Below are 12133 nucleotides of genomic sequence, written 5' to 3'. Positions count from 1 at the left end.
ACGACGCCCCGAGTTTGGTGGCACATCCAGTCAACGAGGAATTGTATATATGCCTGTGCAGGAACGTGCGAGGGTGACGAGGGGCTCCATAGTTGCCGGGGCCGCTGCAGTGTTCGAAGAAGCAGGCTATGGCAGTGCGAGCCTGAGTACTGTAGCCGAACGGGCAGGTGTGACGAAGGGTGCCCTGTACTTTCACTTCAGTTCCAAGGAAGACCTGGCCCTTGCTGTCATCGAGGCACAGCATGCCCTTGTTACTGAAGAAGCCAGGCGTACGGCGTCGTATGGACGCGATGCTTTGTCTACTATGGTCATGATTTGTGGAAGTTTCGCCAGACAACTGGTCAGGGAACCAGTAGTCCGTGCAGGTGTGCGATTGACTCTCGAAGCCTCCGCTTTCGGGCAGCAGGTCACTAAGCCTTATCACGACTGGATCCACACTATGGAGAGCTTGACCCGGCAGGGCCAGGCAAAAGGTGAAATCAAAGATGCAGTGGACGCTGCTGCTTTCGCCCGGTACCTTGTGGCGTCATTCACTGGAGTACAGATGCTGTCCGCGATTCTCACTGAACGCGCGGATGTGCTGGAGCGGATTGAGGACATGTGGTCGATCCTGCTCCCCTCACTGGTGCCAGACTCGAAACAGGATGAGTTCCTGAAGCTGGTCCGTCTGAGTGTCGCGGACACAATGTTCCATCCGAACTCTCAGGCATGAGCTCAAACTCGCACGTCAGCACCACGCACACATCCGCGTCGACCCTGATTTCGGCGGTGGCTTTAGTGCGGTTGTGATGGCTCTTGCTGGGGAAGATAGAAACGTCAGCTTTGTCGTTGAGCTCAACGATTTTCAGGAACGCGGCGTCGAAGCTCACAAAATCCAGGTGAGGCTGCCTCGTGTGAGCCCGGAGCGCCTGGCGGATGGCTTCCAGCAGGAGAGCCCCCGGGACGTGGTCCAGGGGATGGTCAAACATGATGGGATTCGTCTTGTCGACGTGCAGCGGCCACGTCCCATCGCGGGAGCTTTCGCCGATAACCACATGGCCGGAGTGCCGCTGACCCACCTGCTCCGGTGGCACTGCGACGGTCGGCCTGGGCGGATCTCGGGTTTCGGATCGGAGCCGCATGCGGGCATATGCGGAGGGGTCTACCACACGGGCACCCGCTGTCCCTGTCGCGATGCAATCGCCGTTCACATAAAACCGTGCCTTGACATGTAATTTCGCGGGTCCCCGGGGAGTCCGTTGCAGGACATCCACGTCAAGACTGATATGAACGTTTGTCGGTGTGCTGGGATCGCGAGAGTACCCGTCGAGGGCTTGAACGGCCATCTCCGGTAAGAGGAAGACCTGACCGAGGGGCACGCCCTCCATCGAATGAGCTGAGAGGATCGTAGCCTGCCGAAGCGATTCCACAATCAACGCCGAGTCGTAGACCCGAGGAATCGGATGGTAAAAGGTGTGCATTCGTGGCCATTGAGCGCCTGCAATGTAGCGGCCGTCGCCTGCTCTGCGGATATCAGTCATAAAGACCTCGGAAAGTCCCCAGCGGTGTACCAACTCCCGTGGAACGGTGCTGCTGAACGTGACACCTCCATCGCGAGCAGGCGCACCGCTGCGTCTCCCACGACCAAAATGCATGGTCCCCCTTCCACAACGAGCTGGTGGCAAAAGCATACCGGTCGTATGGCTTATTCCGTTACAGGCTAGTACTGTGGCCAATGCGCAGCGCATTTTTGGGGGCGGGCCACAATCTCATCCCCCGGAAGGCTGCCCACCGCGCCCTTGAGGCCAAGTACTGATCGGATCATTAGGAGTGGCACATGCCTGAAGAATCAGGAAGGCGGCTCACTGTTTCTGTAGGACGCCGGGAATTCGAGAACCTTCAAGGAGCCTGGGCTGCTTATCTCGACGTAACCCAGACGGCGAGGCCGGTGGATCCTGTTCTGGCAATGCGGCAGACCGGTTCATTGCTCCGTTCTCTGGAACGGTTGGCCGGCACCGTAATCTCTGATCAGAATGTGCCAGGAGTCGACAACGACGCCGGGCGGCGCGGCTAGCCACCCGGCGTCGTGCTCCTGTTTTTGGGGAGTTACTTGTCCTTTGCCGTGTCAATGACGACGGCGGTCCGCGCCGGTTCGTCAACAGCACCATCCCCGGTGCGCTTGGCCTCCTCTGCCGGACGTGATTTGCCGAAGCCGGAGAGCATCTCAATGACATCAAAGCCCGTTGTGTCCTTGAGCATCTGTGCAGTCTCCTGCACGCCCGAGGAAACATTTTTGCTCAACTGACTTGCGCCGTCGTTGGAGATGACCGTCATGTTGCTGATGGCCCCCATCGGTGCGGCGATCTCCTTGGCGATGCCCGGCAACACCTCCAGGACCTTGTTCAGGATGGCGGCCTCGTTGAACTCGCTGTACGCCTTGGCCTGGGCTTCGATGGCTCCTGCTTCCGCCTTGCCGCGAAGCCCAATGACATCAGCTTCTGCCACACCCTTGGACTTGATGACCTCGGCCTCGGCAAGGCCACGGATCTTGTTGATCTCGGTCTCGGCATTGCCCTTGGCGGTGTTTGCTGCTGCCAGAGCCCTTGCTTCGACCTCGTTACCGGTTGCTTTCAGTTTGCGCGTTTCGAGCTCGGCAGCGGCTTCGACCTTGGTGGCTTCGGAGATGCGTGTGCGGCGCGCAAGATCGGCCGCAGCTTCCGTTTCAACTTTATACTTGGCTGCGTCAGCGGGCTTGCGGACCTCGATGTCCAGTTCCTTTTCGCGGAGCTCGGCCTGACGTGCAACCACCTGCTGGTTCTTGAGAATGATTGCCTGCTGTTGCTCGGCCTGCGCCAGAGGGCCGGCTGCGTCAGCTTCTGCTTGTCGGGCATCCGTTTCCTGCTTGAGTTCAGCGCGGCGGAGTGCCAGCTTCTGTTCAGCTTCGGCTGTCTTCTGGTCGGCGAGAGCCTTGGCTTCCGCAGCTTCCCGTTGGGAGTTAGCTTCAGCGATACTCGCATTGCGGGCCACCAGAGCGGCCTCAGGGCGGCCAAGGTTCTTGAGGTAGCCGCTGGAATCCTCGACGGACTTGATCTGGAACGTGTCGATGACCAGACCCTGGTTGGTCATCGAGTGTTCGGCTTCTTCCTTGACCGAAGCAGCGAACTGGGCGCGGTCCTTGATAATGGCGTCGACGCTGAGCGTACCCACAATGGACCGCAGCGATCCGGAGAGAGTTTCCTGGGTGTAATGGTCAATGGCGTCCTGCTGGTCGAGGAAGCGCTGGGCTGCTTTGCGGACCGATGCCTTGTCGCCGCCGACCTTAACCTGTGCAACGCCAGCCAGGCGGAGTTGGATGCCGTTGTTGGAGATTGCTTCAATGGTTACTTCCACTTGGCGCGAGGACAGGGAGATGTGGCTGACGCGTTCCGTGATGGGATTGACGAAGGCCCGGTTGTTGATCACGACGCGGGACTGGTCCTCGGACAAATCTTCGGTTGGGTTGGGGTCGCTCTTACCGGTGATGAGCATTGCCTCGTTCGGCTTAGCGAACCGAATGCTCATGACGTAGTACATGAAACCGGCAATGAGCAGGAGGACGAGCACGCCCCCGCCGATCAGTAGTTCAATCATTGTTCCCCCTTAGGATTTGCATCGAGCCAGACGGCCCCACGACCAGAGACAAGTATCTCTTGACCTGCACGCACACGTGACGAGGACGCGGGCGATTGGTTGGATACCACGTTATCCCGGGGACTGAGGGCAGAGGTCTAGACGGGTGCGACGTCGTAGTTTCGTCTGCTTTGAGCTCTGGCCCTGCGCCGCCGAAGTTGGCGTTCCGCCCATCCCATCGTTCTGGTCGCCGCGCCCCAGTAGAGGATTCCTGCTGCCAGGGAAACGAGGACAGCGAGGCCTTTGCCCGATTCTTCGACGAGCGGATATACCAACCAATGAGTGACGTAGATATAGAGGGAGGCGCTGGCCAACAGGGCGATGAGCCGGTGAAGTCCGCGCGGCACCGTCAGAGTGGGCGCCCAGAGCAGAATGAGGAATCCCACCAGCATTGTTGCGGTGCGGTACTGGTCGCTGAAGGATAGCGGGATGGTCAGGAGCGCAATCGCCGTTACGGCCGCCCGCTGCCACAGCGTTCGGGATGCGGCTGCGGCCCAGCCGAGACCGAACAGCCAGAGAACGGGGCCCTGGCCTGGGTAGCGGGAGTCAATCAAGCCGAAGAACAGCGGCATATCCACAGCTATCAACGCCAGGGCGAAGGCCCACGGCCACCGGCGCTGGGCCCGGTCTGCGGCCGGTATGGCGAGGAGAACCGCGAGGCCCAGCAGGATGTGTACGAGGATCTCGATAAACCAGAACCTGGAATGGTTGCCCCAGCCTTCCGGTCCAAGGAGGGGGTTCAGCAGGAAAACATTGACCCAGGTATAGGTATCTGTCACAGCGAACGCGAAGCCGATGAACGCAATGCTCGGCACGATGATCCGGGCGATACTTCGCAGTTGCCGTTGGAGCCGGGCTCGGCGGGTGCCGGTGAGCTGGAACCGGGCAAAGTTATAGCCGGCGACGGCGATGAGTACGTGGGCGGTGCCGCCCCAGTGGAAGAACCCGACGTGGGTGGAGACGATGAAGATGATGGCGATGGCCCGGAGCACGATCCCCGTCTCCATTGGGGCAAACATCCGCCGGTACACATCGCGGGCTATGCGTCCGACCCTCATCGGTTGCCGGGATTCAGGCGTGCCCGTCGCCGGCGCGGCTGCGGGTTTCTGCGGGCGGTGTGGGGCGGGAACAAGCTCGCAAAGCGGCATCAGGTGCCAGCCCTGCGGGATGTAGCCCAAGGCACGCTCCAGCCGGAGCGATGCTGCTACATATGACAGGGAGTCGCCGCCCAGGGAAACGAAGGTGTCCGTGTCGGCGACGTTTTCCTGTTCCAGGACCTCGGCGAAAATCCTCCGGACGTCAATCCGGGTTTCTCCCGTGTCCTCTGCTGGAACAGTGTCTCGGTCGCGGCCCTCATCGCGAGATGCAAGGGCCTGGACCGCTGGGTAATCAGGCTTACCGTTGGCCAGCCGGGGAATCTCCTGGACGGAACGGAGCTGAATGGCTGCGCGCGGTACGCCTAGGTCATGTGCGAGGGACTTGGCGATCAGGGCGAGGTTGTGGCTTCCTTCCACCGCTGCGACCACTGCGTCATCAGTGCCTGCAGCCGTGGCCGTCAGGCCGAGGTCGGCCAGCAGACGTTCCACCTGGCCCAGGTCCACCCGGAGGCCAACGATTTTGACGAACCTGCTGCGACGGCCGACGATTTCGTACAGGCCGTTCGAACTGCATCTGGCCAGGTCGCCGGTGTGAAGCTCTGTGATGACCCGTCCCAGGGCAAGGTCCTCCGGTTTTTCGGCGTATCCCAGCATCACATTTGGTCCTGTGTAGACAAGCTCAGAGGCGTCGAGGCCCGGCACTGGCTCCAGCCGGAAGGACCCTCCGGGCACGGGAACTCCAATGGCATGCGGATGTTCTGCTGCCATGTCAGGAGGCAGGTAGGCCATCCTGGCGGTGGCCTCGGTCTGGCCGTACATGACAAACAGGTCCCAGCCCTGTCTCCGGCCCAGTTCGGCGTAGGAACGCACCCGGTCCGGGGCGAGCCGCCCGCCCGCCTGGGTAATGTAGCGCAGGCTGGGCAGGTCCTTGTGCTCAAACCCCACCCGCTCCAGCAGGTCGAAGGTGTAGGGAACTGCTGCAAAGGACGTCACGTTTTCGGCGCAGACCAGTTCCCAGAAACAGGGGTCCACTACCGAGAAGTCCGTTAGTGCCAGGGATGCGCCAACCAGGAGGTGGCTGTTCACCACACTCATCCCGTAGCAGTACGAGAGGGGAAGTGTGGTTGCAGCTGTGTCGCTGGGACGCAGGTGCAGGTACTCAGCTATCGCCGCCGCGTTGGCTTGGACTGATTCGGCGGACAGGCGGACGAGTTTGGGCGAACCGGTGGAGCCCGAGGTACTTAGCAGGAGCGCCAGTTCCGGGTGCAGCTCATGACGGGTCTCTTCCCGCCTTACGTCCAGAACCGCCTCGCCGTCTGAGGCGTGGACCACGATATCGGGATCGTAGGCTGCGACGAGCATTTCGGCGGCCGTCCCGCCGCCGGTAGGCAGGATGAGCAATGGATTGCCGGAGGAAAGGGCAGCGAGGTATGCCACCAGAGACGGCAGGGAGTTCTCGGCCTCGAGGGCGACCAAGCGCCGCGATGGTCCGAACGCACGGGTCATATCCTCGACACGTCGTGCCAGCTCGCGGTAGCTCACTGATTGGTTTTTTGTCCTGATGGCGGTGCTGTCCCCGAAGCGGGCCAGCTTGGCCGCGAATGAGACACCGGCCAGCTCTGGCTGTACAGTCACCCGCATCACATTAGAAGGTAAAGCTAACCTAACTCAAATGGACAATGTTCAGGCGTCGCCAAAGTTACACCGGGAAGACCGGTCTGATGGATTCCCGGATTACGAATCCAGCGATATGGGCCGTGATGACCAGGCGGTTGGAGCGCGATCAGCGAACCTGCCGTGGCAATACCCATGCTGAGTACGCCCCATCCCGCTTCCGTTGTGATGGAGGCATAGATCAACCGGGCTAGTCGCCGTCTTCCAGCCCAGCCAACTGCTCCATTTCCAAGGCGGCGAGAAGCTTCGTTACAGGGACATTGATGGCTTGGGCGGCCGCGGACAGGATGGTGAAGTGTTGCCTGGCCAGAGCGATGGCCAGCTCTGTCGCGGCGTTGGGGCCGTTGCGCTTTACCAACTCACTGACCAGTTCGGTCATGCGGGCGGTCAGTTGCCCCGGCCCTTCTGATTCCTTGGCCGCAATTTTCGTCATAACCACCGCAGCCAAGCCGGCGTCATCATATCTCAGTCCCATTGAAACACTTTAGAGCCGTCCGTCGGGATTTTGTGCTTTTACACGTTGTAAGTTAGACACTTCTTTCAGATAGCCGGCGGCACGTTCCGGCGGTGTGGTTGTGCATTGGCGGCCTGATGTTTGCCGGGTCTTCACCAGCATGGTCTGCAGGTCTTTCGCTTCTGCCCCCAAACGCTTCACAGCAGTGGTTTACGCATCCCAAGAGGTTTCGCGTCATAAAACGGAAGCCGCCCGCGTATAGGGGGAGAGCGGTAGTCATCGCTAACTGGTTTGGGCGAGTGATTGGAAGAATGCTGTGGAGATAGTGGGGGAACTGGTACCCGAGGACGCTGGCGTCTTTGGGTCGGAGGCGGAGCTGATCGGTGGTGTGCGGAACGGGGAGCCGGGTGCGATGGCTGCCCTGTATGAGCGGCACCGGGAACCGGCGCTGAGGTTTGCTCGGTCGCTGATGTCTCAGGCGGAGGATGCTGAAGATGTTCTCCATGAGGCGTTCGCGAACGCTGTTCGCGCTATCCGTAACGGCTTCGGACCCAGCGACACATTTGCGCCTTATCTGAATACCTGTGTGCGCTCGGTTGCAAATAATGCCTGGAAGAGGCAGGCGAAGGAAAGGGCGTCACCGTTCGAAGACCTGGACCCTCTCGCCGTCGCCGTCGAAGACCCCGGCTTGGAAACAGTGCTGAGTGTTTTCGAGCACGAGCACGTCGCGGCGGCAATGCGGACTCTGCCGGAGCGGTGGCGCATGGTGCTTTGGCATGCCGAGGTAATGGGAGAACCGCCAAGGAACATCGCCCCTTTGCTGGGCATCGAAGCTAATGCGGTCTCATCGCTCCTGATCAGGGCCCGTGCCGGGCTCCGCGCCGCCTACGAACATCAGATCCTCCCAATGACAGAACCGGAAGGCGCCGAGCGTGGTGGACTCAACTGAGGGATACGAGGGGAGACCCGTGGGTGCAGGTCTTTTTCCCAGTGACATGGTGGGCGTCGAGGGGATGCTGCTTCAGGACCTTGCCGGATCCTACGCGGAATACTGCCATGCCTTGGCAGGCCCCTTTGACCCTGTGAAGATCCTGGCACTCACCGGAGACGTCCTCCAGTCCGTCAGCACTATCCTCTCCACCATCGAGCAGCACACCGAAGACCCAGGAAAGGCCAGGCAATGATTGATGCCCATCACCTCGCCTACGCCGGAGTGCTCCTGGTCTTCCTCGCAGGGGCATCCTTCGTGGCCATTAGCGCCTTCCTAATCTTGGGGACGGCATGGCTCACCGTTGTTGGGGTCCGCTTCATCAAACGCCGCACACCGCACAAGCCGCCAGGCGGGGAATGTAAGCGGAGGAACGCCCTGGAGCCGGTCCTGCCGATGGAGGAGGCACTACGCCAGGCCGCTGCGGGAAAGGCCAACTATCCCCAGGAACGATCCGGGAACGACCGGGAAAGATCAATCGGGGCACGGACAGGCCCAAGCAGGCGCCTGAGGGCGCAGCGACTCCAGCCATCGGCCCGAACTAAAACTGTTGCCTAACAGTATTGCTCTGCTCCCAGACGCCGTTCGCCCGCGCGAATTTTCCCGGCAAAACCGCGTCATGAATTGCATTCTCCCGGGTTAACCAAATGTGCGGGCGGTTGATGCCCGGATCTCTCATGCAAATCCCCCCGGATGAAGTTTGAGAGTCCCGCTCAGGGCGCCAAGACGTGAGACTCCTTGCCGCCCAAGGGGACGGGCGGAACAGAGATCCTGAAGAACTGAACCGCCCGTCCCACACCACCACACGTTCGTGTCATGGAAACACAACCAAATATCCATTTGCCTTATAGACGAGAATCCTGCGGGGTCGTGACGCCAAGCAGCCCGCCAGGACAGCACCGTCACGATCGGTCCTGTTGATCGTCTAATCAGGGACTGCAGGTAGTCTCATCTGCCGTCATCTCGCTGTTTGGATACCGTCGGGTCCAGCTTTACAGTCCATGATGAAGTCGGGTTGCCAATGCATGTAAAAGCAGATTCGTCCCTCAACAGGGCGGCGGTGGTGCGGTTGCTGGTTCTGATACCTCTGATAGTCGGCATCCTTGTGGTTGTGGCCTACTACATCGAGTCGCGGGCCGCGGACAGCCTTGGAAGTCAGGCAGGGACTGCCCGAGAGGTCCAGGTGATAGCCGGATCGGAAAAAGTGACTCTCAGAATCGCAGTTACAAGTGTCCGTCCAGGATCCACTGATGACCTCAACAGATTCGATATCCCCGCTGAAGATCAGGACAAGATCCCTCATTACATTTGGTTCAGATCAAAAATCACGTCCGGTTCACTGCATTCAGGGGAACCGTTCCCAATAACGGTCGACCAATGGGAAGCCGTTTCCTCCGGAGGAGAAACGTTGCAGGGCATCCCATTGGGTGGCGATCTTCAGCCTTGTCCTCAGATCAGCAGCCAGAAGCTCTCTGCCGGGGAAGCAGATGAAGGATGTTTTATGGTCTTCAACGAAGCCGGGAAAGGCCTGACAAGCGTGTCCCTGAATCTTGTGGGAGGCGAAAATATCCGCTGGAGGTTTTAGGTCAGAGGCCCGCTTCACAGCCCTGTGGCGGGACTAGCTTGTTCAGGCACCCCTTTACGGAACGTCCTGACGTAAGTTCGACCGCCAGTTCCCCATGTGACGCCCAGCGCAACGGCCGATCAAGATTCGCTCAAAAAGGAGACTTTTACAGCGAAGAACCGTCGATTCGAACAATTCGACACCTACTCGTCAGTAGCATCTCTCATTGCCGCTGTGTTCTTTTGGTGGCAGCCTGACCACGATAAACGTGAATTTGGGCCCTACAAACAGCCGCCAGGCCTCCATCCGAGAATCGGCGCGCTCAAAAAAAGAAAGTTCACTCTACGATGCTCAGATCTAGAAACCTTCCAGCCCGGAGACCCCTGGCCGCTTCAAGCTTCACCCGTGTTATCGCAGGGGGCGCGGCTCTGATGGCCGTTACCGTTGGATCCGCCGTTGCCGCGTCCGCAACATCAGGATCACCGACCTGCGTCAACCCACTCGCCCAAACTCACAACTTCACAGTCATTGTGGAAGACAACGCTGCTCTTGGCTCAACGGGTGCGGGTGGCGAAATCGAGGGAAGCCTGGCATCTGGCGGGGACGTCAGTTTTGGTCTGTACAACCTTTTGGACCATTCCGATGGGAGCGCGCTGCCGACGATCGGGAGTTCTGCGACCCAGCTCCTGGTGGGAGGAAGTATCGACTACAGCAGCGGGCAGAAGCTTGACCTGAATGCAGGATTCGGCAAGATCACCGACACCAGCGGCCTGAGTGTTACAGCCGATGGGAGGCTCGTGCAGCATGACGCCAACCGCTATGTGAAATCGCAGTTCGGTGCCGGCCAGAGCAGCCTCACCGACTACACGGCAGCCGCCGAGACGTACAGCCAAGCTTTTCCCGCTGACTATTTCAACCGGTTGCGCACTCTGTCGACTCAGTACGCGGCTCTGACCGAGGGCGATGACGTCTCCCAGGTTTCCACTACAGGTAGCGGCGTGGTCCAGCTGGTCCTCCAAGAAGGAGAAACCAATGTGTGGAGTGTTAGCGCTACCAGTCTGGCTGGTGTCACCGCAGTAAACTTCGACGGAGCCACTCCCAGCGATGATACGCGGCTGGTTATCAACGTCATCCCCGACGGTTCCGCAGACGTTGGAGGAGTGCGGTTCAACGGCGATCCCGTCTCGGACCGATACTTTGCCCCCTGGGTGGTTTGGAACTTCGAGGGCTGGGAAAACCTGCGCCTTGTTGGTGCGACAGAAATGAGCGGGATGCTGCTGGCCCCTGACGCTGCGCTCGACTACAACCGCAACAACCCGCTTCGTGGCCAGATCCTTGCGGAAAGCATCAACATCACCGCGGCAGGCGAGATCCACCACTGGAGCCATGCAGCGGCGGCTTGCACCGAGGTGACCGTTACGCCGTCGGCATCGGTTACGCCGACGCCGGACGCCACAGTTACGCCGTCCCCTGAGGTCACGGTTACGCCCTCGTCCACTCCTGAGCCCACCGTCACCCGTCCGGGTCAAGCCGCCACCCTCGGCCCGACGTCATCGGCAGGCCCCACGCCATCGACGACTGCTCCGGTAGTTGCTTCCACGTCTGAAGCCTCAGCCCCCAGCACCACCGGGACACTGCAGAGCGCTTCATCAGATCAGCTCGCAGAGACTGGCTTCGACCGTGCCTGGATTGTCGCCGTCGCACTCGTCCTGATGCTTGGCGGCGCCCTCGCCGTGGGGCTGAACCGCCGTCATCAAGGCAAGCGGACTGCCGGCAACAGGGCAGGACACTAGTTCCCATAGCGGGTTTCATCCTGCCAATCCCTGCCCCATACGGGCGGGGATTGGCAGGCGGGGTCGAAGCAACTAAGTTTTTGGCGGATTTGGCGTCATGAAAGGTCATTTCGACCGTGTAGGTGCAAAGTAGTGTCATCGCCTCAAGCAGTTGGGGCTCATCGACGGGGTGAATGACTGTGCAGAATCATGGGGGCATGGCGCTTGGGGAACCGCCACAGCAAGAACATTCGCGTTTTCATGCGGGCAGCATCGCTCCCGCTGGGAAGGTTGCGCTGCAGATCGATCCGTTGATCTCCGGCGCTTCCGAGTCCCACCTGATCGAGGGGGTGAGGAGGGGGGAACAGGCTGCCATGGCTCAGCTCTACGAGCGGCATCGTGAACAGGGAATGAAATTTGCCAGGTCCCTCCTCAACTCTCCCGAGGATGCAGAGGACGTTCTGCATGAAGCCTTTGCCAAAACTGTTAGCGCTATCCGAAGGGGGTTTGGTCCGACAGATAGCTTCGGAGCGTACCTGAGCACCTCCGTTCGGTCGGCGGCAAACTCCCTATGGACCAAACGCGCGCAGGAGAGCCCTTCGTGTTTGGACCACTTGGATCCCGAGGCGGTGGACGACCCTTCCCTGGAAACAATCCTCTCCGTGTTCGAACATGACCGCATTGCCGCGGCGATGCGATCACTACCTGAACGGTGGCGGACTGTGCTGTGGCATGCCGAAGTGATGGGCGAACCGCCCAGGAACATCGCCCCGCTACTTGGCATCCAACCGAATGCTGTTTCAGCTCTGCTTATCCGTGCCCGCGCCGGACTCCGCGCCGCCTATGAGCTGCAGTCGCTCTCCAGATCTGATGGCAGCACGTCCAGTGAGGGCCAGGCGTAGGGATGCGACGGGCGCGAGTGAACTGAACGAACGG

The 12133-nt window shown here is 60.2% G+C and carries 12 protein-coding genes and 1 pseudogene; 8 read left to right on the top strand and 5 right to left on the bottom strand.

The window, feature by feature from the left end:
• Positions 1–49: 49 nt before the first annotated feature.
• Positions 50–712, top strand: a complete 663-nt coding sequence (locus M1E05_RS20210; RefSeq protein ID WP_461164035.1) for a ScbR family autoregulator-binding transcription factor — start codon at positions 50–52, stop codon at positions 710–712.
• Between the two features lie 112 nt (positions 713–824).
• On the opposite strand, the pseudogene M1E05_RS20205 reads toward M1E05_RS20210, so the two are convergent.
• Positions 825–1520: pseudogene (locus M1E05_RS20205) on the bottom strand (ScbA/BarX family gamma-butyrolactone biosynthesis protein); the annotation flags it as partial.
• Positions 1521–1816: 296 nt separating this feature from the next.
• Between M1E05_RS20205 and M1E05_RS20200 the strand changes: the two are divergent.
• Positions 1817–2053 (top strand): hypothetical protein, encoded by a 237-nt coding sequence (locus M1E05_RS20200; RefSeq protein ID WP_461164034.1) that lies wholly within the window; start codon positions 1817–1819, stop codon positions 2051–2053.
• Positions 2054–2085: 32 nt separating this feature from the next.
• Here M1E05_RS20200 and M1E05_RS20195 read toward each other — a convergent pair whose 3' ends face one another.
• The 4 genes from M1E05_RS20195 to M1E05_RS20180 all read right to left on the bottom strand — a co-directional run bounded on the left by M1E05_RS20195 (position 2086) and on the right by M1E05_RS20180 (position 7074).
• On the bottom strand, positions 2086–3609 hold the full coding sequence (locus M1E05_RS20195; protein WP_461164033.1) for a flotillin family protein: 1524 nt from the start codon (positions 3607–3609) through the stop codon (positions 2086–2088).
• Between the two features lie 137 nt (positions 3610–3746).
• Positions 3747–6386, bottom strand: a complete 2640-nt coding sequence (locus tag M1E05_RS20190) for an AMP-binding protein (protein ID WP_461165301.1) — start codon at positions 6384–6386, stop codon at positions 3747–3749.
• Positions 6387–6609: 223 nt separating this feature from the next.
• Complete coding sequence (locus tag M1E05_RS20185; protein WP_461164032.1) at positions 6610–6894, bottom strand: hypothetical protein; 285 nt, start codon at positions 6892–6894, stop codon at positions 6610–6612.
• Positions 6895–6903: 9 nt separating this feature from the next.
• Positions 6904–7074, bottom strand: coding sequence for a hypothetical protein (locus M1E05_RS20180; RefSeq protein WP_461164031.1), 171 nt, complete (start codon positions 7072–7074; stop codon positions 6904–6906).
• A 115-nt stretch (positions 7075–7189) separates the two neighbouring features.
• On the opposite strand from M1E05_RS20180, the gene M1E05_RS20175 reads away from it, so the two are divergent.
• From M1E05_RS20175 to M1E05_RS20150, 6 genes are all read left to right on the top strand, one after another.
• Positions 7190–7822: an RNA polymerase sigma factor gene (locus M1E05_RS20175; protein WP_458112828.1), complete on the top strand. Its 633-nt coding sequence runs from the start codon at positions 7190–7192 to the stop codon at positions 7820–7822.
• The gene (locus M1E05_RS20170; RefSeq protein ID WP_461164030.1) at positions 7806–8057 is read left to right on the top strand and encodes a hypothetical protein; all 252 of its coding nucleotides are present in this window, start codon (positions 7806–7808) and stop codon (positions 8055–8057) included. The genes M1E05_RS20175 and M1E05_RS20170 overlap by 17 nt, the downstream gene beginning before the upstream one ends.
• Positions 8054–8419, top strand: coding sequence for a hypothetical protein (locus tag M1E05_RS20165; protein ID WP_461164029.1), 366 nt, complete (start codon positions 8054–8056; stop codon positions 8417–8419). The genes M1E05_RS20170 and M1E05_RS20165 overlap by 4 nt, the downstream gene beginning before the upstream one ends.
• Before the next feature lie 463 nt (positions 8420–8882).
• The gene (locus tag M1E05_RS20160) at positions 8883–9446 is read left to right on the top strand and encodes a hypothetical protein (RefSeq protein WP_461164028.1); all 564 of its coding nucleotides are present in this window, start codon (positions 8883–8885) and stop codon (positions 9444–9446) included.
• 410 nt (positions 9447–9856) lie between these two features.
• A complete protein-coding gene (locus M1E05_RS20155) occupies positions 9857–11218 on the top strand; it encodes a collagen-binding domain-containing protein (RefSeq protein WP_461164027.1) in 1362 nt (453 codons plus the stop codon).
• A 173-nt stretch (positions 11219–11391) separates the two neighbouring features.
• The gene (locus M1E05_RS20150; RefSeq protein ID WP_461164026.1) at positions 11392–12099 is read left to right on the top strand and encodes an RNA polymerase sigma factor; all 708 of its coding nucleotides are present in this window, start codon (positions 11392–11394) and stop codon (positions 12097–12099) included.
• Positions 12100–12133 lie beyond the last annotated feature (34 nt).

The sequence above is a fragment of the Arthrobacter sp. R4-81 genome (assembly GCF_054792365.1).
This window is presented reverse-complemented; position numbering and strand designations above follow the sequence as displayed.

Bases quoted from the DNA above. Each gene is read 5' to 3' on its own strand.
- M1E05_RS20210 (WP_461164035.1), top strand. From the start codon at position 50: ATGCCTGTGCAGGAACGTGCGAGGGTGACGAGGGGCTCCATAGTTGCC.
- M1E05_RS20200 (WP_461164034.1), top strand. From the start codon at position 1,817: ATGCCTGAAGAATCAGGAAGGCGGCTCACTGTTTCTGTAGGACGCCGG.
- M1E05_RS20195 (WP_461164033.1), bottom strand. From the start codon at position 3,609: ATGATTGAACTACTGATCGGCGGGGGCGTGCTCGTCCTCCTGCTCATT.
- M1E05_RS20190 (WP_461165301.1), bottom strand. From the start codon at position 6,386: ATGCGGGTGACTGTACAGCCAGAGCTGGCCGGTGTCTCATTCGCGGCC.
- M1E05_RS20185 (WP_461164032.1), bottom strand. From the start codon at position 6,894: ATGGGACTGAGATATGATGACGCCGGCTTGGCTGCGGTGGTTATGACG.
- M1E05_RS20165 (WP_461164029.1), top strand. From the start codon at position 8,054: ATGATTGATGCCCATCACCTCGCCTACGCCGGAGTGCTCCTGGTCTTC.
- M1E05_RS20160 (WP_461164028.1), top strand. From the start codon at position 8,883: ATGCATGTAAAAGCAGATTCGTCCCTCAACAGGGCGGCGGTGGTGCGG.
- M1E05_RS20155 (WP_461164027.1), top strand. From the start codon at position 9,857: ATGGCCGTTACCGTTGGATCCGCCGTTGCCGCGTCCGCAACATCAGGA.
- M1E05_RS20150 (WP_461164026.1), top strand. From the start codon at position 11,392: ATGACTGTGCAGAATCATGGGGGCATGGCGCTTGGGGAACCGCCACAG.